We start from the raw sequence: 24,087 nt of genomic DNA on the forward strand, positions 1-24,087 counted from the left end.
GCAATAAGACTGGCGCAAAAGTGTCGTCACTTCAACTATTAGCCAGTATCTCGGTCGGGGAAGTGGCCCCCATATCGCACGCGCGATACGGGGGCAGGGGGTTAGTCTAGCTTAGGTCCGGCTGAGACCAGCGCGGCTCCTTCGGGGGTGTCGGTATATTTTTCAAAGTTATCGATAAAGCGTTGTGCCAGATCGTTGGCTTTGCTTTCCCACTGAAGGGGATCGACATAGGTGTCACGCGGGTCAAGAATGCCGTCGCTCACTTCGTCGAGTGAGACGGGCACTTCCAAATTAAAGATTGGAATTGACTTGGTCTCCGCTTTTTCGATGGAGCCATCTAAAATCGCATCAATGATCGCACGCGTATCCTTGATGGAGATCCGCTTGCCTGAGCCGTTCCAGCCAGTGTTGACCAAATAGGCTTCCGCGCCGGCGGCTTCCATGCGTTTGACCAACACCTCTGCGTACTTGGTCGGATGCAAAGTCAAGAAGGCGGCACCGAAGGCGGCGGAAAACGCTGGTGTGGGCTCGGTAATACCACGCTCAGTGCCCGCGAGCTTGGCCGTGAAGCCAGATAAAAAGTGGTACTTGGTTTGCTCTGGCGTCAGCTTAGACACCGGGGGCAGCACACCAAAGGCATCCGCCGACAAGAAAATCACCTTGTTGGCATGCCCCCCTTTTGATACCGGCTTAACGATGTTATCGATGTGGTAAATTGGGTAGGAGACACGGGTGTTTTCTGTTTTGGTGTTGTCGTCAAAGTCGATGGTGCCATTGTCACGAACGGTAACGTTTTCCAGCAATGCATCACGGCGAATGGCGTTGTAAATATCGGGTTCTGCTTCTTTCGAGAGCTTGATGGTTTTCGCGTAGCATCCGCCTTCGAAGTTAAACACACCATGGTCGTCCCAGCCGTGTTCATCATCACCAATCAGCTGGCGTTTGGGATCGGTAGAGAGGGTGGTTTTGCCGGTGCCGGATAAACCAAAGAAGATGGCGACATCACCGTCTTTACCCATGTTCGCCGAGCAGTGCATCGAGGCGATATCTTGCAGTGGCAAGAAGTAATTCATCATCGCGAACATGCCTTTTTTCATCTCGCCGCCGTACCAGGTACCGCCGATGAGCTGCATGCGTTCGGTGAGGTTGAATACGGTGAAGTTTTCCGAGTTCAAACCTTGCTCGCGCCATTTGGTGTTGACACACTTGGCACCGTTCATCACCACAAAGTCGGGCTCAAAGTCTTTCAGCTCTTCATCGGTTGGGCGGATAAACATGTTTTTCACGAAATGTGCTTGCCACGCTACCTCGGTGATCACGCGAATACGTAATCGAGTATTTGGGTTGGCGCCACAATAGCCATCAATCACAAACAGGCGCTTGCCTGATAATTGATCAGTGACGAGGGCTTTCAGATCTTTCCATACCGCTTGGTCAATCGGCTTATTATCGTTTTTGCCTTGATCAGACCACCAAATGGTATCGCGGGTGGTGTCATCGCGGACGATGTACTTATCTTTTGGTGAGCGGCCGGTAAAAATACCCGTATCTACCGCCACCGCGCCGAGCTCGGTCACCACGCCTTTTTCGTAGCCTTCCAGCCCAGGTTTGGTTTCTTCCTCGAACAGTTGCTCATAAGAGGGGTTACGGATGACTTCTTTGACATTTTCCAGACCATGACGGGAAAGATCGATGTCAGCGACCTCGGGTTCGACGTTCAGGACAGTCATAGGTGCTCCTTGGGGTAAGATGTTGTTAACTGTCTTTGTGCTAGCAACCTGAATATGTGATTTCAGGGACTGACTCCATATAAGACTGCACACTGGGGTTATTTTGATTGTAGGGTACGGACCACCAGGTGCCATGTCATAGACATGGTAACGCTTAGTTAATCGTTTGCGCTACCCAAAGACCTATTATTGTTTGTACAAAAATAATGCGAGAAAAAATGTGAGTTAAGTCGGGTAGGAATAAGAAAAAAGCCAGCATAATGCTGGCTTTTGAACTCCGTCAGGTGGATTTGCTTCGGAGCGCTAAAAATGTAGCACGCTGTTACTGCATTTGTGAGGAAGAATCCGCGTTTTGCTCGAAAATAGCTGCAACATCAACACTATCGAAAGCGTAATCTGTGCCACAATAATCACAATGCAAATGAATCGTTCCCATTTCAGCCACCATTTTATCCACTTCGCTACGCTCAATGGCGGCGATCGCGCTGGCACTGCGCTCACGTGAGCAGCTGCATTTGAATACCACCTCTTGCGCTGGATACAGCGTGACTTTTTCTTGGTGGTACAAACGATACAGCACATCTTTAGCAGACAGGCTAAATAGCTCTTCGTTTTTAATGGTTTCAGTCAACTGAGCCAGATGCTCGAAGTCGCTGTTGTCGCCTTTGCCATCTGGCAGGATTTGCAGCATCATCCCAGCCGCATGGGGCTTACCGTCGTGCTCACCCGTGCGCAACCAAAGGCGAGTCATCAGTTGCTCGGAACGGGCGAAGTAATCTTCAAGACAGGCTTGTAAGTTGTCAGACTCAAGACCGACAATCCCTTGATAGCGTTCACCATCGACAGGCTCAATGGTGATGATGAGTTGGCCTTTGCCCATCATCTCCGGCAGGGTTGCATCGTCTTTGACTTCGCCCTTGACGCGAGCCGTTCCCCGCAGCTGCTGGTGGTGATCCCCATTAATCACAGCGAGAGAGACAGGACCATCGCCTTGCAGTTGCACTGTGATTGAGCCGTTAAACTTGAGCGTAGCGGTCAATAAGCTGGTCGCGGCGAGCATCTCTCCCAGCAAGGCATTGACCGGCGCCGGGAAATCTTGGTTTTCAAGTATGCGCTGATAGGTGTCATCGAGCTTGACCAGCTCACCACGAACAGACACATCTTCAAATAGGTAACGGTGTAGTTGATCGTTTGACATGCAATCTCTCTCCGGCAATGGCGCGAATGCGACCTTAATCTATGCCTTGTTTAAATTTACGAATATCTCGGCGTTGCTTTTTATCCGGCCGCCCATCAGGACGTGGGTTGTGTGCATTTAAGCGACGCATTTCTGACTCGTGCTCGCGCTTGGCGAGGCTGCTCTCGGTTTCTTGATACAAGGTTTGCGCGATCGGCGCCCCCTGCCGCTGCTCCGAAAGCGCCATGACAGTGACGGTTTTTTCATCATTGCCTTGGCGAAGGCGGATTTCTGCTCCGACTTCTACCATTTTACTCGGCTTAGCACGTTGGCCATTGTACTGTACTTTGCCCCCGTCAATCATATTGCGCGCAATGGAGCGCGTTTTGTAAAAACGGGCAGCCCATAGCCATTTATCTAACCTGACCGCCGTCAAGGGCGTTGATGCGTGGTTTTTCATCATCCAACTCCTGCGCAATCTGGATCGGCGACATTAGCACAAAATTTACTTTAGAGCAGTATCACAGCATCGTGGTTCCGCTGCCCGTCCAGTCGATGACTTCGATAAAATACCGATCTATGACTGAAAAAGTCTCACTATCACACAGTGTTTTTGCTAGTATGCCCAGCTTTTCGTAATCTAATGATGGAACTTGCTGGCAAAAAAAGCCATCAATGGATAAACGGTGACCCAAATTGGTTTAAAAGGCATGATCTCTCAGGCAGGACGCCAACATAATCGCTTCTCTTTGTCGCCACACACACTGCGTCGCGCTGCCCCTTGGCTCAATATTGGCCTAGCCTGCGTGCTCGCATGGTTGGCAGGTCGTCTGGTGTGGGCTTTTTATCAGCCTGCGCCTCCTACGCAGTCGCCTGTGATGCACGAAGCGTCCACCTCTCAATCCCCCGGGAACAGGCTGTCTCTTGCACCTGTGATCAATGCCCAGCTTTTCGGGCCTTATCAAACCTCAAAGGCGCAGCGTCGACAAGCAGTGAGCGAGGTGCCGGAAACACGCTTGCAATTAACCTTGGTAGGGGTGGTGGCCAGTGACCAACCATCCCGCGCGTTGGCGGTGATCGCCAATCGCGGCCAGCAGGCCACCTATGGGGTGGGTGAGCAGGTGAAAGGCACCCAAGTTAGCATCGAACAGGTGTTGTCAGATCGGGTGATCTTACGCCAGGGAACACGACGAGAGGCATTGTTGATGCCAGGCGTAGAGGCGGATAGTACGCCGCAAACCGTCTTTTCACCGTCAAAAGGGGAGGTGGCGCCCCCAAAGCCCGCGCCCCATGAGGGAGCCAGCACTGACTGGCCGGTCAATCTTGCGCAGCAGCTCAATCAAAATCCTCAGCGTCTATTTGATTATGTGCAGCTCGCGCAAGTGGGTGATGCCAAGGCGCTGAAAGGCTTTCGTCTCACCCCTGGGAAAAACCCGGTGTTGTTTGAACAATCTGGCTTGCAACCAGGAGACATCGCGATTGCGATTAATGGCCTCAAGCTCAGTCGTTCGGTGGCACTGCCCGACATTCTCAGTCGCATTCAACAACAGGGCACGCTTGATCTGGTGGTCGAGCGGCAAGGACAGCAACATGACATCTCGATTCAATTATAAATTACAACCACCGCTGCGCGCGGCAGTAGGAGCGTGACGTGAATTTAAGGCAACGACTGATCCCCTATTTCATCGCTGTGACTTTTCTTTTCTCTGGGCTGTCGGCGAGCGCGGCGGAATTCAGTGCATCATTTAAAGGCACTGACATTCAGGAATTTATTGAAATTGTGGGCCGTAACTTAGAAAAGACCATCATTGTCGATCCCTCCGTGAGAGGCACGGTCAACGTCCGCAGCTACAACACGTTGACCGAAGCGCAGTACTACCAATTTTTCCTCAATGTCTTGGAAGTATATGGCTTTGCCGTGGTGGAAATGGATAACGGTGTCGTCAAGGTGGTACGCGACAAAGATGCCAAAACGTCGCCCGTGCCTGTGGTGGGTGAAGCCGATAACGTGGTGGGCGATGAAGTTGTCACGCGTGTGGTCGCGGTAAAAAACGTTTCGGTGCGTGAACTGTCCCCTCTTTTACGTCAGCTTATCAACAATGCCGGCGCCGGCAATGTGGTGCACTACGATCCGGCTAATGTGATCATGATTACCGGACGTGCAGCGGTGGTGAATCGCTTAACCGATATTATTCAACGTGTTGACCAAGCCGGTGATAAAGAGGTTGAGGTTGTGCGCCTAGAGCACGCCTCTGCCGCTGAAATGGTGCGTATTGTCGATGCACTGAATGAGCGGGACAATGCCAACACGCGCCCTGAATTGCTTGAACCGCGTATTGTCGCCGATGAGCGTCTAAATGCGGTCTTGGTTTCGGGCGAGCCAAAAGTGCGTGAGCGGGTGAAAAAACTGATCCGACAGTTGGACAAAGAGATGGCGACGACCGGGAATAGCCGAGTGATTTACTTGCGCTATGCCAAAGCGGACGAGGTGGTCGATGTGCTTAAAGGGGTGTCGGATAATCTGCTGGAAGAAAAAGAGAAAAAGAGCAAGCCAGGCTCGACACAACAGACGGTGCAGATTTCCGCCCACCAAGGGACCAATGCGCTGGTGATTACCGCGCCGCCCGATATATTGAAAACCTTAGAGAGCGTGATTTCTCAGCTTGATATTCGCCGTGCGCAAGTCTTGATTGAAGCACTGATTGTGGAAATGTCCGAATCCGATGGGGCCAATTTAGGGGTGCAATGGGGGTCGCTCGAAAACGGGGGCATTCAGTTTAATAACACAGGGGTGGGGGTTTCGAGTTATCTTGGCGGCCAAGAAGCCACCAAAGATAGAACACGTACCGAAACTCGAATCATCGATGGAGTTGAAACGCCAGTCGAAGTGACTGAATCGGGTGATTACTCGGCGCTCAATGAAGTCTTGGGGGGGCTAAATGGCCTCGCGGCTGGGGTGATCATGGGCGATTGGACGGCATTGGTGACAGCAGTGGCCTCGAACAATGAATCCAATATTCTGTCTTCGCCCAATCTGATGGTACTGGATAACCAAGAAGCCTCGTTTGTGGTGGGGGAAGAGGTACCCGTCATCACCGGCTCGCAAACTGGCTCGAATAACGATAACCCGTTCCAAACGGTCGAGCGTAAAGATGTTGGCATCAAGCTGAAGGTGACCCCTCAAATCAATGAAGGATCGGCGGTGCTATTGGATATCGAGCAGGAGGTGTCTAACGTACTTGGCGCGAGCGGTGCTGTGGATGTGCGCTTTGGCAAGCGCCAGTTGACCACTTCCGTGATGGTAGGCGACCAACAGATGATTGTGCTAAGTGGTTTGATTGATGAACGCACGGTAGAGAGTGAGTCCAAGGTCCCTGTACTGGGAGATATTCCCGTGTTAGGTCACTTGTTTAAGTCGACCTCGACCCAGACTGAAAAGAAGAACCTGATGCTGTTTATCAAGCCGACCATTATTCGTACCGGCTTAACAGCGGATGGCGTGACGCAGCGTAAGTACAACTATATTCGAGCTGAGCAGCTGTTACGGGCACAAGACGGCGTGAAGCTGATGCCGGATGCCGAAAAGCCGGTGCTGCCAGATTACAACAGCGAGGCAGTGATGCCTGCCGAGGTACGCGCGCTAAAAGCGGAGCTAGCAGGATGAGTGATCGCGCGACAGAGCTCAGCCGAGATCCGGACGCTCGTTGGCAGTTGCCTTTTGGCTTTGCCCGCCGTCATGGGGTGATATTACTCAATGACACTGAGCCTGCACGCCTACTGTGCTTGTCGTCTGTGACACCGAACACCCTTGCCGAGGTTCAACGGGTGTTAGGAAAAAGTTGTGCCCCTGAAATTGTGTCAGACAGTGACTTTGACCAACATCTCACCCGTTTGTATCAACGCGATAGCGCAGATGCTCAACAGCTAATGGCCGATATTGGCGCGGATGCAGACAGTGATGATTTTTTCTCTCTCGCGGAGGAGTTGCCTCAAAGTGAAGACCTGCTGGAATCAGAAGATGATGCCCCGATCATCAAGCTCATAAACGCGATGATGGGGGAAGCGATCAAAGAAAGTGCGTCTGATATCCACATTGAAACCTTTGAGCATGAGTTATCGATTCGTTTCCGTGTTGATGGTGTGTTACGAGAAGTCCTCTCTCCGAGTCGTAAACTGGCGCCGCTGTTAGTCTCTCGAGTGAAAGTCATGGCCAAGCTGGATATTGCCGAAAAGCGCGTGCCGCAAGATGGTCGTATTTCAGTCCGTATAGGTGGCCGTGCGGTCGATGTGCGGGTGTCGACCATGCCTTCATCACACGGTGAGCGTGTGGTGATGCGTTTACTCGATAAGAATGCCGTACAACTTGATTTAGCCCAACTTGGCATGGCACCAGCGCTTCACCAAGGCTTCCGAACCCTTATTCACAAGCCTCATGGTATCTTACTGGTCACCGGGCCGACCGGGTCGGGGAAATCCACCACCTTATACGCAGGATTACAAACCATTAACAGTGAGGATCGGAATATCCTCACCGTTGAAGATCCGATCGAGTTCGATCTGGCCGGTATTGGCCAGACCCAAGTCAACCCGAAAGTCGATATGACCTTCGCTCGCGGTTTGCGTGCGATGTTGCGTCAAGATCCTGACGTGGTGATGGTGGGGGAAATTCGCGACTTAGAAACCGCGCAAATTGCGGTTCAAGCCTCCCTGACCGGCCATTTGGTGATGTCCACATTACATACCAACACTGCCATTGGCGCGGTGACGCGCTTGCGCGATATGGGGATTGAGCCTTTCTTGCTTTCATCATCGCTACTTGGTGTATTGGCGCAGCGCTTGGTCCGTACCCTGTGCGAACACTGTCGAGTGCCCTATCAAGCCGACGAAACGCAGCAACAATTGTTTGCAGATGTGGGGCTTGCCAATCAAGGCGAAACCATCACCTTATATAAACCAAGTGGTTGCGAGCATTGTCACCAAAAAGGCTACCGCGGCCGCACGGGGATCCATGAGTTGTTGACCGTGGATGAGAACGTACAAGCACTGATTCACCATGATGCCGGTGAGCATGCCATCGAGGAGGCGGTGCGGGCGCAAAGCCCCAGTATCCGCTATGACGGCTTGGCCAAAGTGCTGAACGGGGAAACCACCCTGGAAGAAGTGATGCGAGTGACCAAGGAGAGTTAATGGCCGCCTTTGACTACCAAGCACTGGACGCACGAGGACGCAAACGCAAGGGCGTGATTGAAGCCGACACGGCACGCCAAGCGCGGCAACAATTGCGTGACAAGGGCTTTACTCCCCTCGATGTCCAGGCCACTACCCGTAAGCGTGCGACACAAAAAAGTACGGCTTCTCAGCCGCTTTTTCGTCAGCGCGGGCGCGGTATTAGCACCCAGGAGCTGTCACTGATCACCCGTCAGTTGGCGACCTTGATTGAGGCGGCGATGCCTCTCGAAGAGTGCTTAAAAGCGGTGGCAGAGCAGGCCGAGAAGCCGCGAATTGGCAGCATGATGACCAGTGTGCGCGCGCGAGTGATGGAAGGGTATACACTCGCCGATGCGTTGGCGGATTACCCCAATGTCTTTGACGAACTCTACCGGGCGATGATTTCAGCCGGTGAAAAAGCAGGCCACTTGGGCACCGTCCTCGAACGCCTTGCGGACTATGTGGAAAACCGTCAACGCATTCAAGCCACTTTGTTACAAGCCATGCTGTATCCGGCGATTTTGACATTTTTCTCGGTACTGATTGTCGCCTTCCTGTTGGCCACCGTGGTACCTGATATCGTCGGTCAATTTGTCCAAACGGGGCAATCACTGCCCGCATCAACCCAATTTCTCTTAAACGCCAGTGACTTTATCACCCAGTGGGGCGTGTGGGTGGTCGGTGGGCTGGTTCTTGTCAGTATGGGGATTCGTCTATTGCTGAAAGACACCCAGCGTCGTCTTGCCTGGGATAAGCAAAAGCTTTCTCTGCCCATTCTTGGCCGTGTTGCTCGCGGCCTCAATACATCGCGTTTTGCTCGTACCTTAGCGATTTGCACCGCCAGTGCGATTCCCTTGTTGGACGGAATGAAGGTTGCCGCGCAAGTGATCACTAACCAGTATGTGCGCAAACGGGTATTAGAGGCCGCCGATAAAGTGCGTGAGGGGGCTAGCTTGCGTGTTGCGCTTGACCAATCCGGGCTGTTTCCGCCGATGATGCTACATATGATTGCTAGCGGTGAGCGCAGTGGCGAGCTGGAGCCGATGCTCTCACGCGCAGCCGATAACCAAGACAAAGATTTTGAGGCGCAAGTCAATGTTGCCCTGGGAGTATTTGGCCCGTTAATGATTGTAATGATGGCCGGGTTAGTGCTTTTTATCGTGGTGGCCACCTTGATGCCAATTATTGCCATGAATGACATGGTCGGTTTGTGATTTTATGAATTTTAACAAGGAGAAAGAAATGCGTCGTCAACAAGGTTTCACGTTGCTCGAAGTCATGGTGGTGGTGGTGATTATTGGCCTGCTAGCCAGCTTTGTTGCCCCAAACTTGCTGGGCAACAAAGACAAAGCCGCGGTGAAAAAAGCGGTGGCGGATGTCAGTGCGCTTGAAAATGCGCTGGATATGTACAAATTGGATAACAATCAGTACCCCACCACCGATCAAGGCTTAGACGCGCTAGTGACCCAGCCACAAAGTGATCCGGTCCCCCGTAACTACCCCGCGCAAGGTTACATCAAACGTCTGCCGCAAGACCCGTGGAACAATGACTATCGCTATGTCAGCCCAGGCGAGCACGGTGTTGTTGATATCTTTTCTTTAGGCGCTGATGGCCAAGAAGGTGGGGAAGGGGTCAACCAAGACATTGGTAACTGGAACCTCAACGAGCTGCAATAACATGCGTCAAGCGGCCGGCTTTACCTTATTAGAGATCCTGCTGGTGGTCGTCATCGTCGCGGTGAGCACCTCAGGCGTGATAATGGTGATGCCTGAGCCGGCGGACACTCGCACACAAGAAGCCGGGCAAGCACTGTATCAGCGGATGAAGCTGTGGGCAGAGCAAAGTTGGTTGGAAGGACGCACCTATGGCGTGCGTATCGAACAACAGCGCTATCAACTTTTAGTGTTGGGACAAGAGCAATGGCAACCTGTTAGCAGTGACCGCTGGGCGACCCAAGGCCGCCTGCCAGAGCAAAGCCGCTTTGTCTTAACCATGGATGGCTTTGGTTGGCAGCAACAAGATAGGTTGTTCGAGGATAAGCCGCTGTTTGAGGATTTATTTGACGAAGACGATGAGCAGGCGGTGGCGCCACCGCAAATCTGGCTACTGCCCAATGGTGAGCTGACACCGTTTACCCTGATGATTGAAACAGATGGCCGTGCGGTCTGGCAGCTCAAAGCGAATGAACTGGCGCAGTTTACCTGGCAGCGAGCAGGAGAGGGTGATGATGTTAGTACGCGCTAACTCGCAGCAGGGAATGACCTTGCTTGAGGTCTTAGTCGCGGTGGCGATCTTTGCCGTGGCGGCGCTGAGTGTGATGAAAGCCACTGGACAGCACACCCGCTCACTGAGTCGCTTAGAACAAAAAACCTTAGCCGCTATGGTGGCGGATAATCAACTCGCCGAGGTGGTGCTCAGCGCTAAGGTGCCAGATAAAGCCACACAAGGTACCACCGAGATGGCGGGGCAACAATGGCAATGGCAGTTGGTGCCAGTCGCCACAGAAACGGGCCAGTTACGTGCGGTTGATATGTCAGTGGCTGCCGCCGCAGAGACCGATAACCCGTTAGTGACCGTGAGGACCTATGTCGCCACGCGTTGAACGAGGATTTACCTTATTGGAAGTGCTGTTGGCGTTGGTGGTATTCGCCAGCATTAGTCTGACCGCATACCAAGTACTGCAAACCGTGCAGCGCAGTGACGAGCAGTCTCAGCAGGTGGGTGAGACCTTACAGAAGCTGCAGCGCGCGTTGGTGATCATGGACAGTGACTTTCGTCAAATGGCGGCAAGACGTCAGCGGGTCGAAGGACAAGCGCCAACAGAGCAGTTGCTGATCGCGGGTTCAGAGGTATTACAAAGTGATGGGATGGGCGTGCGCTTTACCCGCACGGGCTGGATTAACCCACAAATGCGCTTTCCACGCGGAGAAGTGGTAGCGGTCGGGTACCGTCAGAGAGATGGCAAGCTGGAACGCTTGCGCTGGCGTTACCCAGACCAAGCCGCGAGTGATGAACCCGCGGTGGCGACGCTGCTCAGTGATATTGATGATTTGACCTTTCGCTTCTACGTCAAACAGGATTGGCAAGACAGTTTTGATACCAAACATGCATTGCCGAAAGCCGTTCAAGTGCGCTTTACCCATCCTCGCTACGGGCAGTTAGTGCGCACTTATCTCGTGGCGGGGCAAACCTTGCCGGCACCACTGCAGCGGGAGGCACAATGAATCGTCAGCAGGGCGCCGCCCTTTTGGTGGTGATGATGATCATGGCGCTGATGACCGCGATTGCCGGAAGCATGGCGGCGCGGTTATACACCAACTACCACCGCGCCGAAAACCAGCTGCATTTTCAGCAAGCGTATTGGTTTGGCAATGCGATTGAAGGCTTGGCGGCATCGGTATTGCGCGAGAGCTTAGCAGGCAGTGAAACGGTGAACTTAAGTCAAACCTGGGCAGAGCCCGCTCGAACCTTCCCGCTGGATGGTGGAAAAGTAAGTGGACACTTACAAGATGCGAGCGCCTGTTTTAACCTCAATAGTTTACAGTTACGTGGCGCCAAAGTGGGTGGGGCGACACCTTATGAGGTCACCGTATTACGGGCGCTAGTGGGGCAGTATGTGGAAGAGGATTATCAAGCGGATGTGATTGCTCAGGCAAGCCGTGATTTTATTGATGAAAACAATCAGCTGGATCAGTCTCTCGGGGCGGAAGACGCGCATTATGAAAGCGTGCAGCCTGCGTATGTGACGGCGGATGCTTTGCTGGCCGGTGTGAGTGAGTGGCGTGCGGTGCGCGGGGTGAATGGTGATGTGTTTCGGCGCGCCTCGCCTCAGCTTTGCGCGTTGCCTAGCGCTGAGCTTAAGGTCAATGTGAATACCTTAACCGAGAAGCAAGCGCCTTTGCTTTCAGCCCTATTTACCTCCGCGTTACCGGTGGAACAAGCCCAGCAGGTGATTGCCCAGCGCCCGGAGGAAGGGTGGAAAAGTGTGGCCGCGTTTATCGATACCTTGAACCTCACCGAGTTTGATGACGCCGAGCGAGAGCGAGTCGTGTCCCATCTCAGCGTGACCAGCGAGTTCTTTTTATTACAAGCCGATGTGCAGGTGGCCTCTGCCCAACGTCACATCCAGGCACTATTGCACTATCAAGACGATGGCGAGGTTTCTGTTTTGCGCCGTCGGTTCGGAGGAATGCGTGAGCGAGCGACTGATAATAAGGATCAGTGATGCCAGCCAGCCCATTTATTGGGCGCAGGTTCGTGCCAGTGATAACCAAGTGGTTGAGAGCGGCAGTTGTCAGCAACTGTCAGCGTTAACCGAGCAAGCACAAACGCGGCGAGTAGTGGTGCTGGTGGACAGCACGTGGCTGACATTAACCTCGGTAACATTGCCCCCAGGCTCACGGCGCCAACGCGACAAGGTGGTGCCTTACTTGCTCGAGGAAGCCTTGGCGGAAGAGGTGGAAGCAGTACATGTGAGTATTGTTGACACCCAGGCAGACACCGCACATGTCGCCGTGGTAGCGCACCAGCAAATGCAAGCTTGGCAACACGCGCTGGATGAGGCAGGCATTGATGCTCGCCAGTGGATCCCCGATGTGCTTTGTGTGCCTTGGTCGTCTGATTCGCTCTCACTCTTGGCATTGGGTGAACAGTGGCTGTGCCGTTTTAGTGCAAATCAAGGCGTGGTAGGCTCGGCGGACTGGCTCGCCTTTTGGGGGCAGACTTGGTGGCAACACCGCCAAGACAGTGAGGAAACCCTGTCACCTGAGCAGGCCGACTCTCTCACTATCAAAGGCTATGGCGACGACAAGCCGCAGGCTGACAATCCCTTGAGCGCGTTACCGCTCCCTGTCGAGTGGCAGTCAGATCACGCAATGCATCTATTAGCGGTGCAGAGTCATGGCGTGACGGCAAACCTACTGACCGGCGGATATCGTCCTCAAAGTCAAACCAAGCAGACACTTAGACCCTTTTTGCCCGCAGCCTGTCTGTTGATCGCCATGGCTGGATTGCTTGGCGTCGAACAGTGGTTGTCGATTCGTGACACCCAGCAACAAGCCCGTGCATTACGGGGACAAAGTGAAGCCCTTTTTCGCCAAACCTTGCCCGAGTACGAGCGGATCCCGACTCGCTCATACATGGTGCGGCAAATGGATGCAGAGATAGCTCGGCTAGAAAAACAACAACATGATGCGGCGCTTTTACCCTGGCTGGTCGAACTGGCTCCTCTACTGGAAGATGTGCCTGGTATCGAGCTCGAGGCGCTGCGCTACCAAGCCAATCGAGAAGCCTTGATACTGCGAGCAACTGGCAATGATTTCGCGCAGTTTGAGCGTTTACGTGCCACCTTGAGTCAGCATTATGCGACAGATTTGGGGCAGCTTAATCGCAGTGGTGAGACGGTCAGCGGTGAATTTACCCTAAGGAGCCAATCATGATCGCACGTATTCAGTCTCAGTGGCAGTCGATCAGCTTGCGCGAGCAACGGCTCGTGTTGATTGCGGCGGGAGTGCTGCTGTTAAGTTTGCTGTATTGGGGCATCGTGGTGCCGATACAGACACAGGCGGAGCAAGCGCGCGCCGCATTGGTCAGTGAGCGAAAGGTTTACAATGAGCTACAACAAAAGCGCAATCACATCATGCAATTGCGCTCACAGTCTGGACGCAGTCGCCAAGCAGTGGCCAGTCGAAGCCAACCGCTCAACCAAGTGATCGCGGCCAGTGCGGGTGAGTTTAATCTTACCATTACACGGTTGCAGCCTGGGGAGGACAGCGTGCAATTGGGGCTCGAACCTCTACCGTTTAATCAATTACTACGGTGGTTCGAGCAACTCTCTCAGCTGCACGGCATTCAAGTCGCTCGCCTGAGCACTGAAGCGACCGATACGGCCGGTGTGGTGCAAGTAACCCGACTGCAGCTGGAGCGGTAAACGATGTGGAAGAAAACGCTGATAGGGGTGGGGTGTGTATTGGTTTTCGTTGTGAGTGCGATAGTGCACGCCCCAGCAACACTATTGCGCTTAGCGCCTTTGCCGGCCGAGCTACAGCTGAGTGGGATCAACGGCACCGTGTGGCAGGGGCAAGTCAGGCAACTGCGTTGGCAAGATCAGGCTGTCGGCCCAATACAATGGGATCTCCATTGGCACCGGCTATTGACCAGCGCCACGCTGGAAGCCGCGATAAAGGTCCAAAGCCCTCAAGGTGTCAGTGGTAAAGGTGTGGTGGGCTTTAATGGCACCGAGCTAACGCTTTCTCAAACCTTGCTCTCTGCTCCCGCGCATCTGCTGACCCGTTCGGTGGCGTTACCGCCGAGTGTGGCGATTGATGGCCGGCTTGATGTGATTGTACGCGAGGCGGTGTTGGCCGAGTCAGGGTGTCAGCAGTTAGCGGGGCAGATTCAGTGGCAGCAGGCCGGACTCACCCTGCCCTCAGGGCGGCTCAATGATATTCCATTGCGTGCTTCTCTCGCCTGTGATGGCCAAGGTGTCGCTGCGCAGGGTCAAGGCGATTCCCCCTCGTTGAGTAATAAGTTTTCATTGTCAATTACACCGTCTGGGCGATACTCTGTGTCAGGATGGCTGAAGCCGGGGCCGGCCTATCCTGAGCCGATGAAAGCACCTCTCTCTTGGTTGGGTGCGCCGGATAATCAAGGACGCTATCGCTTTTCTTTTCGCGGCTAACAAGGCCTGATAGGCTTATCAAAAAGGGTGGCAAATCACGATATGACGCAGCGTAAACTTCCTTACATTCAGTCTAAGCAGGTGGTCGCCACTTCTCGCTTGTTTAAAGTGGAGTCGCTGGAGCTGATTTTTAGTAATGGCGTCGAGCGTACCTATGAGCGGATGAAACCGTCGGGGCGCAATGCTGTGATGATGGTGCCGGTGACCGAATCGGGCGACCTCTTACTGGTACGCGAATATGCCGCAGGCACAGAACAGTATGAGCTAGGCTTTCCCAAAGGGCTGATTGACCCGGGTGAAGCGCCCGAGCAAGCGGCGGTGCGGGAGCTGAAAGAGGAAATTGGGCAAGGTGCCCGTGAGCTAGTGCCACTGAAAGAGGTTGTTCTGGCACCGTCGTACTTTTCTAGCCGCATGACGCTGATGTTGGCACGTGATTTGTATCCAGAAAGCTTGGAAGGGGATGAGCCTGAACCGCTTGAAATCATTCGTTGGCCACTTGCCCAAGCGGAAGAGTTACTCACCCACGGTGATTTTTGTGAAGCGCGCAGTATCACCGCATTAATGATGGCGCTGAAGTACTTACAATCTGAGAGGTGAGGCATGGCATTGCCTGAGTTGTTACCCGAGGTGATTGATATTGCTCGCTCTGCGGGTCAGGTTATTTTAGATATTTACCAAGACGGTGATTTTGAAGCGATCACTAAAAGTGACCAAACCCCAGTAACCAGTGCTGATTTGGCGGCACATAAGCTGATCACGGAAAAGCTCACCGCGTTGACGCCAGACATCCCCGTATTATCAGAAGAAGACTGTGGTGTGCCATTAAGCGACCGTCAGCAATGGCAGCGCTATTGGTTGATTGATCCCCTCGACGGTACCCAAGAGTTTATTGCAGGCAGTGGTGACTTTGCCACTATTATCGCGCTGGTGGAGGATAACCATCCCGTCATGGGCGTGGTCTATGCCCCCGTCTCCGGGGTGACCTACTATGCTTGTCAAGACAAAGGGGCCTGGAAAATCACCCCAGATGGCGAAATGCATCGCATCTCGACAATGAAGCGAGAAGAGACGATTACCTCACTCTCTATCGCCATCAGTCGCCGTCAAGATATTCATGCGGTCACCGAAAAGCTGGCACCTGAAATTAATTATGATTTGGTGCCATTAGGCTCCGCGGCACTCAAAGCCTGCTTGGTCGCAGAAGGCGCGGTCGACTGTTATTTACGCCTAGGGCCGACGGGGGAGTGGGACACTGCCGCTACCCAATGCATTGTTGAGCAAGCGGGTGGACGTATTCTGAGCACAGAGCTGGGGGCCTTGTCGTACAACGAACGGGACTCATTACAGAACCCTAACTTTATTGTGTTGGGGGATGAGTCGCTCGCGTGGTCGTCGATACTGCAGGCATCGTAATGATTGACGGCACCGCCAGGTGCCGTTTTCTTTTATGACCGGTTCAGAACAAACGATTTAAGCCATTGAGGGCTGCCACCCGGTAAGCTTCGGCCATGGTCGGGTAGTTGAAGGTGGTATTCACAAAATAATCGATGGTATTCCCTTCGCCTTTTTGCTCAAAAATCGCTTGGCCGATATGAATGATTTCCGAGGCGCGCTCGCCAAAGCAGTGAATGCCTAATATTTCGCGGGTATCGCGGTGGAAAAGGATTTTTAAACTGCCGACATCCATCCCCGCGATTTGCGCGCGTGCTAAGTGCTTGAATAGCGATCGGCCAACTTCATACGGGACTTTTTCTGCGGTGAGCTCTTGCTCGGTTTTACCCACTGAGCTGATTTCTGGAATGGTATAGATTCCCGTGGGGATGTGTTCAATCAAGCGCACGTTGGCGTTGCCTTGGCAAATGGCTTCGGCCACCACGCGCCCTTGATCATAAGCGGCACTGGCAAGGCTAGGATAACCAATCACATCACCGACGGCATAGATATGCCCCACGTCTGTTGCGTAGCTTTCGCTATCAACGTCGAGCTGCCCACGCGAGTTAGGTGTAAGGCCGACCGAGGACAAATTGAGTTTATCGGTATTGCCTGCGCGGCCATTGGCATACAGCAGGCAATCTGCTTTCATTTTTTTGCCTGACTCCAGGTGCACAATCACGCCATCGTCGGTGCCCTCAATGCGCTCATAGGTCTCATCATTGCGGATCATGACACCACTGCTGCCAAAGTGATAAGACAAAGCATCAGAGATTTCGTTGTCCAAAAACGACAGCAAGCGATCACGGGTGTTGATTAAATCCACTTTGACCCCGAGCCCACGGAAAATAGACGCATATTCACTGCCAATCACGCCTGCGCCATAGATAATCACGTGGCGCGGGTCATGGGCTAACGACAAAATGGAGTCACTGTCGTAGATGCGTGGGTGGGAAAAATCCACATCAGCGGGTTGATAAGGGCGAGAGCCGGTAGCAACCACAAAGTGATCGGCTGTATAGGTATCAGCGCTGCCATCACTATGATGCACGGTTAAGGTATGCGCATCGACAAATTCGGCGCTACCATGGAGCAGGGTACATTGGTTTCGGTCATAGAACCCTTGGCGCATACGGGTTTGTTTGCCTATGACCGATTCAGCATGGCTGAGAATGTGTGAGAAAGTACTGTGGATACTCTTGCTGTTTTGGGTGTAGATAGGGCTTTGATTGAATTCAATGATCCGGCTGACAGTGTGGCGTAGTGCTTTAGACGGGATGGTGCCCCAATGGGTACAGCCACCGCCAACGGTGCTTTCTCGCTCAATCACTGCCACCCGCTTACCCGCTTTGGATAAGCCCATAGCGGCACCTTCACCGCCGGGGCCACTACCTATCACGATCGCATCAAAATGATCTTGCGGGCGAGTGCTCGACTTGCTCATAGGGTTCAGACCTTATTTTCATTATTGCAACATCTATTTATGACCAGTTTAACGCTTATTATCCGTAAGGTTAACTTTCGCGAGCAAATCTGTGTTCAAATCCGCGCCGCCGCGATGGGGAACACTGCCTGGATTGGCTGATTTAAACGCTAAAATTGCGTATAGTGGCAGCATGGTGACCATGGATAGAGTGCGATGGGTATTCGAGCACAACAAAAAGAAAAAACGCGCCGTTCTGTCATTGATGCGGCGTTCAGCCAGCTCAGTGCTGAGCGCAGTTTTTCCAGCCTCAGCTTGCGCGAAGTGGCGCGAGAGGCGGGAATCGCGCCCACCTCTTTTTACCGCCACTTTAAAGACATGGATGAGCTGGGGTTAACCATGGTTGATGAGGGCGGGCTATTGCTCCGTCAACTGATGCGTCAGGCGCGTCAGCGGATAGCCGCGGAAGGCAGTGTGGTGCGTACCTCGGTCGAAACCTTTATGGAGTTTATCGAGAGCAGCCCCAATGTGTTTCGGTTGCTTTTGCGCGAGCGTTCAGGCACCTCTTCGGCGTTTCGTGCCGCCGTGGCAAGGGAAATCCAACATTTTGTTGCTGAGTTGACCGAGTATTTACAATCTCGTACGCAGCTCACCTATGAAGAAGCGTACAATCAGTCGGAAGCATGTGTGATCTTGGTCTTTAATATGGGCGCGGAAGCGCTTGATCTCGATCCTCACGCCCGCGCAGAATTGGCCGAGCGCATGGTGTTACAATTGCGCATGATAGCCAAGGGAGCTTACTGGTACCGAAAAGACCGGGAGCGGCGAGCCTTACAGGAAAAACTGTCATAAAACAGGTGAAGACATGGAACACGAGCAAGTGAAATCAGAACGTAAATTTTTGCTGCTGGCACTGGTTACCGGCATTTGTGGAAGTGCAACTCTCGCGACACTGTTCGTCAGTGGTGTGGCATTTTCTATTTTTCCCATTCTTGCGTTTGTACTGGCCGTGCACGCTTGCTACCAACTTCACGAACGCCAGCCACTGACGGAAGGCACGCCGCTGATTGCGTTTGCCTGCTTCTTGGTGGGGGCATTTGGCTATTCAGCGTTTATCCGTATGCAAATGCCAGAGCTGGGTGGCAACTTCTTCTCGATTTTGGTTGCCATGGCACTGGCGTTCTGGGTCGGCCACAAACTGGGCTTTTTCAGCCGCAAAGCGAAAAATGATACCGCCTCTGACGTCTAATTGCCTCTAAAACAGCTGTGATTGAAACCCAAAAAAGGCGTCGAGAAGACGCCTTTTTACGTTTATCCGCGCTTGCTTGCCGTGACTATTTGCGCTCTAACCACACCCCTGCTTCGGTATGGTGGGTGAACGGGAATTGATCAAACAGCGCACAGCGACTAATGCGGTGTGTTTGGCTTAGGCGCTCTAAGTTCTCGACCAAGGTCTCAGGGTTACAGGAGATATATAAAATCCGATCGTAACCTTGCACCATTTTGCAGGTTTCATCATCCATGCCCGCACGAGGGGGATCGACAAAAATGGTATTGCACTGATAGTCACTCAGTGTCACCCCTTGATCTTTTAAGCGGCGGAACTCGCGCTCGCCATTGATCGCCTGAGTGAATTCTTCGGCAGACATGCGAATAATCTGCACATTGTCGATGTTGTTGGCGGCAATATTGTACTGCGCTGATTGCACTGAGGGTTTCGCCAGCTCGGTGGCGAGGACGCGGCGAAAGTTTTTCGCCAAGGCGAGGGAAAAGTTGCCGTTCCCGCAATACAGCTCCAGCAAATCACCTTGGCTATCGCGAGTGCAATCGATGGCCCATTCCAGCATTTTCTCCGCCACCGGCCCGTTGGGTTGGGTAAAGCTGTTTTCAATTTGCTGGTAGATCAGCGTCTGACCATCGGCATTGAGCTTTTCTAAAACGTAGTCGCGGTCTAGCACTTTCTTTTGCTTGCGCGCACGGCCAATCAAATTGAGATTAAAGCCCTCATCGTTCAAACGTTGTTTAAGCGCTTGCGCGGCGCTGTCCCACTCTTCGTCTAGCTGGCGATGATAGAGCAACGATACCAAGATCTCACCGCTTAGAGTGGAGAGGAAATCAACCTGGAACAGTTTACGTCGTAAGGCGTCGTTGGGCTTGATGGCCTCCATTAATAGCGGCATGAGGTCATTGATCAAGCGGCTCGCGGCAGGAAAGGTATCGACCCGGTACTTCTGCTTGGTCGCAGGATCAAACATGATGTAATACAAGTCGTCGCCTTCATGCCATACCCGAAACTCTGCGCGCATCCGATAGTGGGTTTCCGGTGAGCGAAAGATCTCTAGCTCAGGTGCGTGAAACGGCGCGAGTTGTGCATTGAGTCGTTGGACTTTCTCAGCAAGCTGTGTGTCGTAGTCAACGGCGGTGTGAGCCTTGGTCATGATGGCTGCCTCAGCGATTGGAAAATGAGCGCAGATTTTAGACAAATCCCCAGCTATGTCCACCCTTGCTCACGATTCTCCCTTATTCAATAAGGTTATCAATGGACAATATCCATCTAGACGGCTAATATCCAGGCGTGGGAAAGTGATCCTGTCTTGCTATATGTGACGGGTCACAGGAATGCGGTGAGAGCCCGCAACTGACGCGCAGCGGTGTAAGAGAACGACCCTAACCCGACCCAAGGTCAGACACTGTCGCCAATGCTGATAAATAGTATGCGATGGGAAGTCGTTAGCAGTAGGCGGCGAAAGCCATGCTCTTAAGTCCGAATACAGCCCACAGACGCAGCACGTCGCTGCACATTCTCGCGATAGGAAGGAACAACCAATGAACAAACAGATAGTGGCGAGCCTAGTGGCAGCGTCATTTTTTCCTGTGAGCACGTGGGCCGAGCCAAACACCGAAACGGTGGTGGTGACCGCCAGTCGGTTTGCGCAGTCCGATGCCTCAGTGTTGCAATCGGCAACCATTTTGACGCGTCAAGACATTGCGCGCTTGCAGGCTCGAAGCCTTGTCGATGTATTGCGTACGGTGCCGAGCATCGAGATTGCGCAAAGCGGAGGCCGTGGCCAACTTGCCTCTATTTTTATGCGCGGCACAGAATCAGACCACTCTTTAGTCTTGATTGATGGGGTGCGTATGGCCTCGTCCATCACAGGCTCGGTGGATTTTAATCAGATCCCAGTAAACAGTATCGAGCGGATTGAGATCATTCGCGGCGCACGCGCCACACTGTATGGGTCGAGTGCGATTGGTGGTGTGATCAATATCATCACCAAAACCGATAAAGAGCGAGCCAATGTTTCCGTAACCATGGGCAGTTTGGATCATCATGCTGTTAGTGGCGCATGGGCAACAAAATTGGGCGATAACGGTCACTTCTCTGGCATGGCTGGGTATGAGTCCAGTGATGGATACAATGTTCATCCGACGCCGAGTAACCGTGGCGATCAGCATGGTTTTACTGGCCGCAATGCACAACTTGGATACAGCCATCGTTGGAATGCATCTTGGTCGGCCGATATCACCGGGCGCTGGTACCAGAATGAATACGATTACGATTATTCAGGGAGCTTGAAACATGGCTGGTTAGAAAGCCAAGCACTGGCTGGCAATCTGAATTATCGCTCAGGGGTCTGGAGTGCAACGCTGAGCGGGGAGTTTTCTCAGCGAGATAAGTATGACTACTTTCCTGGCAGTGCGCGCAAGGAGAATAAAAACTCTGATTTGGAACAAGTCTCTACCTCGTTGGGACTCCAGTATCAAGCCTCGGAGGGTTGGCTGCTTGGCGGTGGTGTGGATTATCGACACGATACCTTTAATGAAGGAAGCTTGATTACCAACCCCGATGATATTGCAATCAATCCGCGCGATAACCTGGGCACTTACTTTTTAACGCAATTTAGCCCAGTAGAGCCACTATCTATTGAAGCAAGCGTGCGCTTGGATGATAACGAACAATACGGGCAGCATACGACGTGGCAGACAAGCGCGGGTCTTGCGATAGCGGAAGGGTATCAATTGGTCGCCAGTTATAGCACCGCCTTCAAAGCACCGCTTTTTACTGAGCTTTATGGTCAGTATGGAGATGAAAACTTAAATCCAGATGAATCCGCAAATACCGAGCTTGCTCTGCATGGCTTAACTGCAGACATCGATTGGTCGCTTACCGGCTACATCAACCATATCGATAATATGATTGATTACGATCTCGCGACGAGTAAATATCGCAATGTTGAAGAGGTAACGATTAAGGGGGTTGAATTTATCACTAACTTTGATGTGCGCTCTTTAAATAACCGCATATCGTTAGAATATAAAGATCCTAAAAATGATAAAACGGGCGAGCAGCTAGCTCGTCGCGCCAAACGGGTGGCGAAATGGGATGCATCGTACCAATGGGAGCAGGTGCAACTCGGTACTCAGTGGCAGTATCAAAGTGAGCGTCTTGATTATTCCGGCGGAGATATGTTGGGAAGTTATAGCCTGTGGACGGTCACTGCCTCCTATCGGGCGACTGAAAATCTGACCGTGAAAGGCAAAGTCGATAATGTGTTTGATAAAGAGTATGAGACTGCGGGTGGGTACCCTGCCGCTGAGCGCGCCTATTTTATGACGTTGGACTATCAGTACTAGTGATTGCTTCTCGGCGAAACTAGCTTTCTTCACGCCCTTGTCGTTATGATAAGGGCCTTATTGATTGCATGAGTGTCCCATGGCGCAGCCCAATATTTTGATTTTTGACTCTGGTGTGGGTGGCTTATCGATTTACCAGTCGGTACGAGACCAGCTTCCTGACGCTAACTACACCTATTTGTTCGATAACGAAGCTTTTCCATACGGTGAGTTAGATGACTCGCGCTTGGTCACACGGGTGGCGGCTCAAGTGCGCGCTGTGTGTGCGCATCATGATATTGATATCGTCGTCATTGCATGCAATACAGCATCGACGCTGGTATTACCCACGCTCCGTCAGCAGTTGGCGCTTCCGGTCGTGGGGGTTGTACCCGCGATCAAGCCTGCGGCCGCAATGAGTCAGCAAAAGGCGATTGGCTTATTAGCAACACCCGCCACGGTGGCTCGTCCGTATACCGAACAATTGGTGGCTGACTTTGCCAAAGATTGCCAGGTAGTCTCAGTCGGTACCACGGCACTCGTGCATATGGCAGAGCGCAAACTCCGGGGTGAGGCGGTGAACCAGCAAGATCTAGCGGCGATATTGCGTCCGTTTAAAGCGAGCGTCGATACCCTCGTGCTCGGCTGTACTCACTTCCCTTTACTGCGTGATGAAATTCAATCAGTGGTGGGGGATGAAGTCCACTTAATTGATTCGGGAGAGGCGATTGCGCGTCGCGTGGTCTCGCTGGTGAGTCTAGATAGCGACGCAAGGGCTACCGCAGCGACGTCGAAGCATTGCGCTTATGCGACGGCAACCCCTATTAAAGCCGATGCCTTGGCGGACTTTATCCGATCGATAGGTTTTACGGATGTCAGCTATTCGCCTGCTTTTTTGGCTCATTCGCTTCACGGACTTTAAGTGTCCGCTCACCATAAACATTATTATTGAGCGCATTGATAGCATCGTCGGCATGCCCGGCGGCCATCACCACAAAACCAAACCCTCGGCGTTTCCCCGTCCGCTTGTCTTTCATTAGACGAACGGCAAACACTTCTCCATGTTCGCTAAACAGCGTGCGTACATCATTTTCATTCGCACGATAAGGTAAGTTTCCAACGTATAGCGTTTTACTTTGCGGAGACTCTTCTTCTTTTTCGCTCGACGAGGTAGATGTAAATGGTGCTTGCTCTGGCTGAATAAAGTTGGGCAAAGGAAGATATAGGCAAGCCAGGCCACTAAGTATCGCACCCACAGCAAACGAGAGTGCGGGTGAGCTGACGTCCATCAGGCTGACAATAATTGCGCCAAGGACGGCGATGCAGATGACTAAAGCAAAATTAACTGGTGATTTCATAAGCGTAATTAAATAGAACGATTAAAGTGATGACATGACAACATTTCGGCAATGCATGTCGTGAAAAAGACCAAGAAAACAAGCCAGCGTTACCTTGCGGTAAAGGTCTCGTATCAATAATGTTTCAAATCGCTGGTTATTCATCATTTTAGGTGGATTATTGCTCAGTCGAAATAAAAAACGTAAAAATCCCTTGTCAGTGTGATCCGCGTCGCTATACTACGCCCCACATCGACACGGCAAGCGATTTACTGCCATGTCGAGGCAAAAAATCAAATAAAAATAAACGCTTGACGTGAGTTTTTAAAAAATTAAGATGGCCGACCTACTTAACGCCAAGCGTTAGGGGAGTCAAAAAGAGGTTTTATTTCACCCGGCGGGTTGAAAATAAAAGATAAAATTTCTTCTTGACTTTAACGGCAAGGCGCGTAAGATACGCAGCCCTGACCAAGCGAAGCGCAGCTTC

The 24,087-nt window shown here is 52.4% G+C and carries 24 protein-coding genes and 1 riboswitch; of the genes, 18 read left to right on the top strand and 6 right to left on the bottom strand.

The annotated features are described in order from the left end of the window. Nucleotides 1-101: 101 nt before the first annotated feature. From pckA to hslR, 3 genes are all read right to left on the bottom strand, one after another. On the bottom strand, nt 102-1,730 hold the full coding sequence (pckA, locus tag EHW56_RS13400) for a phosphoenolpyruvate carboxykinase (ATP) (protein WP_152799985.1): 1,629 nt from the start codon (nt 1,728-1,730) through the stop codon (nt 102-104). A 322-nt stretch (nt 1,731-2,052) separates the two neighbouring features. Beyond that, nucleotides 2,053-2,928 (bottom strand): Hsp33 family molecular chaperone HslO, encoded by an 876-nt coding sequence (gene hslO, locus EHW56_RS13405; protein WP_046074438.1) that lies wholly within the window; start codon nt 2,926-2,928, stop codon nt 2,053-2,055. Nucleotides 2,929-2,962: 34 nt separating this feature from the next. Further along, nucleotides 2,963-3,367, bottom strand: coding sequence for a ribosome-associated heat shock protein Hsp15 (hslR, locus tag EHW56_RS13410; protein ID WP_101494489.1), 405 nt, complete (start codon nt 3,365-3,367; stop codon nt 2,963-2,965). A 226-nt stretch (nt 3,368-3,593) separates the two neighbouring features. Between hslR and gspC the strand changes: the two genes are divergently transcribed. Genes gspC through cysQ form a run of 14 tightly spaced genes read left to right on the top strand, consistent with a single transcriptional unit; the run spans nt 3,594 to nt 16,208 of the window. Next, nucleotides 3,594-4,520 (top strand): type II secretion system protein GspC, encoded by a 927-nt coding sequence (gene gspC / locus EHW56_RS13415; protein WP_152799987.1) that lies wholly within the window; start codon nt 3,594-3,596, stop codon nt 4,518-4,520. Between the two features lie 56 nt (nt 4,521-4,576). Continuing rightward, nucleotides 4,577-6,571 (top strand): type II secretion system secretin GspD, encoded by a 1,995-nt coding sequence (gspD, locus tag EHW56_RS13420; RefSeq protein WP_152797040.1) that lies wholly within the window; start codon nt 4,577-4,579, stop codon nt 6,569-6,571. Next, nucleotides 6,568-8,094, top strand: coding sequence for a type II secretion system ATPase GspE (gspE, locus tag EHW56_RS13425; protein WP_152799989.1), 1,527 nt, complete (start codon nt 6,568-6,570; stop codon nt 8,092-8,094). The genes gspD and gspE overlap by 4 nt, the downstream gene beginning before the upstream one ends. After that, nucleotides 8,094-9,329: a type II secretion system inner membrane protein GspF gene (gspF, locus tag EHW56_RS13430; protein WP_152796991.1), complete on the top strand. Its 1,236-nt coding sequence runs from the start codon at nt 8,094-8,096 to the stop codon at nt 9,327-9,329. Before gspE ends, gspF begins: the two co-directional genes overlap by 1 nt. A gap of 4 nt (nt 9,330-9,333) precedes the next feature. Next, a complete protein-coding gene (gene gspG / locus EHW56_RS13435; RefSeq protein WP_046074434.1) occupies nt 9,334-9,792 on the top strand; it encodes a type II secretion system major pseudopilin GspG in 459 nt (152 codons plus the stop codon). A 1-nt stretch (nt 9,793) separates the two neighbouring features. After that, a complete protein-coding gene (gene gspH / locus EHW56_RS13440; RefSeq protein ID WP_172970050.1) occupies nt 9,794-10,360 on the top strand; it encodes a type II secretion system minor pseudopilin GspH in 567 nt (188 codons plus the stop codon). Beyond that, nucleotides 10,341-10,718, top strand: a complete 378-nt coding sequence (gene gspI, locus EHW56_RS13445) for a type II secretion system minor pseudopilin GspI (RefSeq protein WP_227486554.1) — start codon at nt 10,341-10,343, stop codon at nt 10,716-10,718. Before gspH ends, gspI begins: the two co-directional genes overlap by 20 nt. Further along, nucleotides 10,702-11,340: a type II secretion system minor pseudopilin GspJ gene (gspJ, locus tag EHW56_RS13450; RefSeq protein ID WP_077668115.1), complete on the top strand. Its 639-nt coding sequence runs from the start codon at nt 10,702-10,704 to the stop codon at nt 11,338-11,340. The genes gspI and gspJ overlap by 17 nt, the downstream gene beginning before the upstream one ends. Beyond that, nucleotides 11,337-12,341, top strand: coding sequence for a type II secretion system minor pseudopilin GspK (gspK, locus tag EHW56_RS13455; protein WP_152799991.1), 1,005 nt, complete (start codon nt 11,337-11,339; stop codon nt 12,339-12,341). Before gspJ ends, gspK begins: the two co-directional genes overlap by 4 nt. Beyond that, nucleotides 12,310-13,554, top strand: coding sequence for a type II secretion system protein GspL (gspL, locus tag EHW56_RS13460; protein WP_172970051.1), 1,245 nt, complete (start codon nt 12,310-12,312; stop codon nt 13,552-13,554). The genes gspK and gspL overlap by 32 nt, the downstream gene beginning before the upstream one ends. Beyond that, nucleotides 13,551-14,045, top strand: a complete 495-nt coding sequence (gene gspM, locus EHW56_RS13465) for a type II secretion system protein GspM (protein ID WP_152799995.1) — start codon at nt 13,551-13,553, stop codon at nt 14,043-14,045. The genes gspL and gspM overlap by 4 nt, the downstream gene beginning before the upstream one ends. Before the next feature lie 3 nt (nt 14,046-14,048). Further along, entirely contained in the window at nt 14,049-14,795 is a 747-nt protein-coding gene (locus EHW56_RS13470) for a type II secretion system protein N (RefSeq protein WP_152799997.1), read from the top strand. Between the two features lie 42 nt (nt 14,796-14,837). Further along, the gene (gene nudE / locus EHW56_RS13475; protein WP_046074428.1) at nt 14,838-15,392 is read left to right on the top strand and encodes an ADP compounds hydrolase NudE; all 555 of its coding nucleotides are present in this window, start codon (nt 14,838-14,840) and stop codon (nt 15,390-15,392) included. A gap of 3 nt (nt 15,393-15,395) precedes the next feature. After that, nucleotides 15,396-16,208: a 3'(2'),5'-bisphosphate nucleotidase CysQ gene (gene cysQ / locus EHW56_RS13480; RefSeq protein WP_046074427.1), complete on the top strand. Its 813-nt coding sequence runs from the start codon at nt 15,396-15,398 to the stop codon at nt 16,206-16,208. Nucleotides 16,209-16,251: 43 nt separating this feature from the next. Here the strand turns inward: cysQ and sthA are convergent, their stop codons facing one another. Beyond that, nucleotides 16,252-17,670, bottom strand: a complete 1,419-nt coding sequence (gene sthA, locus EHW56_RS13485) for a Si-specific NAD(P)(+) transhydrogenase (protein ID WP_152800000.1) — start codon at nt 17,668-17,670, stop codon at nt 16,252-16,254. Nucleotides 17,671-17,865: 195 nt separating this feature from the next. On the opposite strand from sthA, the gene fabR reads away from it, so the two are divergent. Then, entirely contained in the window at nt 17,866-18,501 is a 636-nt protein-coding gene (gene fabR, locus EHW56_RS13490) for an HTH-type transcriptional repressor FabR (protein ID WP_046074425.1), read from the top strand. Between the two features lie 13 nt (nt 18,502-18,514). Next, a complete protein-coding gene (locus EHW56_RS13495) occupies nt 18,515-18,898 on the top strand; it encodes a YijD family membrane protein (RefSeq protein ID WP_046074424.1) in 384 nt (127 codons plus the stop codon). Between the two features lie 85 nt (nt 18,899-18,983). Here EHW56_RS13495 and trmA read toward each other — a convergent pair whose 3' ends face one another. Further along, nucleotides 18,984-20,087 (bottom strand): tRNA (uridine(54)-C5)-methyltransferase TrmA, encoded by a 1,104-nt coding sequence (gene trmA, locus EHW56_RS13500; protein WP_077579510.1) that lies wholly within the window; start codon nt 20,085-20,087, stop codon nt 18,984-18,986. Between the two features lie 178 nt (nt 20,088-20,265). Further along, nucleotides 20,266-20,421, top strand: a riboswitch (cobalamin riboswitch). Nucleotides 20,422-20,475: 54 nt separating this feature from the next. Here trmA and EHW56_RS13505 point away from each other — a divergent pair. Beyond that, the gene (locus tag EHW56_RS13505; protein ID WP_152796984.1) at nt 20,476-22,284 is read left to right on the top strand and encodes a TonB-dependent receptor domain-containing protein; all 1,809 of its coding nucleotides are present in this window, start codon (nt 20,476-20,478) and stop codon (nt 22,282-22,284) included. A 79-nt stretch (nt 22,285-22,363) separates the two neighbouring features. Continuing rightward, entirely contained in the window at nt 22,364-23,185 is an 822-nt protein-coding gene (murI, locus tag EHW56_RS13510; RefSeq protein ID WP_152796981.1) for a glutamate racemase, read from the top strand. Here the strand turns inward: murI and EHW56_RS13515 are convergent. After that, complete coding sequence (locus EHW56_RS13515) at nt 23,139-23,621, bottom strand: RNA-binding protein (RefSeq protein WP_152796979.1); 483 nt, start codon at nt 23,619-23,621, stop codon at nt 23,139-23,141. The two genes, murI and EHW56_RS13515, sit on opposite strands and share 47 nt — an antisense overlap. Nucleotides 23,622-24,087: the final 466 nt, after the last annotated feature.

The organism is Salinivibrio sp. VGrn1 (assembly GCF_009377995.1).
Lineage (GTDB): Bacteria > Pseudomonadota > Gammaproteobacteria > Enterobacterales > Vibrionaceae > Salinivibrio > Salinivibrio siamensis.

Excerpts from the sequence above, each read along its gene's own strand:
- pckA (WP_152799985.1), bottom strand. The coding sequence starts at position 1,730 with ATGACTGTCCTGAACGTCGAACCCGAGGTCGCTGACATCGATCTTTCC.
- hslO (WP_046074438.1), bottom strand. The coding sequence starts at position 2,928 with ATGTCAAACGATCAACTACACCGTTACCTATTTGAAGATGTGTCTGTT.
- hslR (WP_101494489.1), bottom strand. The coding sequence starts at position 3,367 with ATGAAAAACCACGCATCAACGCCCTTGACGGCGGTCAGGTTAGATAAA.
- gspE (WP_152799989.1), top strand. The coding sequence starts at position 6,568 with ATGAGTGATCGCGCGACAGAGCTCAGCCGAGATCCGGACGCTCGTTGG.
- gspF (WP_152796991.1), top strand. The coding sequence starts at position 8,094 with ATGGCCGCCTTTGACTACCAAGCACTGGACGCACGAGGACGCAAACGC.
- gspG (WP_046074434.1), top strand. The coding sequence starts at position 9,334 with ATGAATTTTAACAAGGAGAAAGAAATGCGTCGTCAACAAGGTTTCACG.
- gspH (WP_172970050.1), top strand. The coding sequence starts at position 9,794 with ATGCGTCAAGCGGCCGGCTTTACCTTATTAGAGATCCTGCTGGTGGTC.
- gspI (WP_227486554.1), top strand. The coding sequence starts at position 10,341 with ATGATGTTAGTACGCGCTAACTCGCAGCAGGGAATGACCTTGCTTGAG.
- gspJ (WP_077668115.1), top strand. The coding sequence starts at position 10,702 with ATGTCGCCACGCGTTGAACGAGGATTTACCTTATTGGAAGTGCTGTTG.
- gspK (WP_152799991.1), top strand. The coding sequence starts at position 11,337 with ATGAATCGTCAGCAGGGCGCCGCCCTTTTGGTGGTGATGATGATCATG.
- gspM (WP_152799995.1), top strand. The coding sequence starts at position 13,551 with ATGATCGCACGTATTCAGTCTCAGTGGCAGTCGATCAGCTTGCGCGAG.
- EHW56_RS13470 (WP_152799997.1), top strand. The coding sequence starts at position 14,049 with ATGTGGAAGAAAACGCTGATAGGGGTGGGGTGTGTATTGGTTTTCGTT.
- nudE (WP_046074428.1), top strand. The coding sequence starts at position 14,838 with ATGACGCAGCGTAAACTTCCTTACATTCAGTCTAAGCAGGTGGTCGCC.
- cysQ (WP_046074427.1), top strand. The coding sequence starts at position 15,396 with ATGGCATTGCCTGAGTTGTTACCCGAGGTGATTGATATTGCTCGCTCT.
- sthA (WP_152800000.1), bottom strand. The coding sequence starts at position 17,670 with ATGAGCAAGTCGAGCACTCGCCCGCAAGATCATTTTGATGCGATCGTG.
- fabR (WP_046074425.1), top strand. The coding sequence starts at position 17,866 with ATGGGTATTCGAGCACAACAAAAAGAAAAAACGCGCCGTTCTGTCATT.
- EHW56_RS13495 (WP_046074424.1), top strand. The coding sequence starts at position 18,515 with ATGGAACACGAGCAAGTGAAATCAGAACGTAAATTTTTGCTGCTGGCA.
- trmA (WP_077579510.1), bottom strand. The coding sequence starts at position 20,087 with ATGACCAAGGCTCACACCGCCGTTGACTACGACACACAGCTTGCTGAG.
- EHW56_RS13505 (WP_152796984.1), top strand. The coding sequence starts at position 20,476 with ATGAACAAACAGATAGTGGCGAGCCTAGTGGCAGCGTCATTTTTTCCT.
- murI (WP_152796981.1), top strand. The coding sequence starts at position 22,364 with ATGGCGCAGCCCAATATTTTGATTTTTGACTCTGGTGTGGGTGGCTTA.
- EHW56_RS13515 (WP_152796979.1), bottom strand. The coding sequence starts at position 23,621 with ATGAAATCACCAGTTAATTTTGCTTTAGTCATCTGCATCGCCGTCCTT.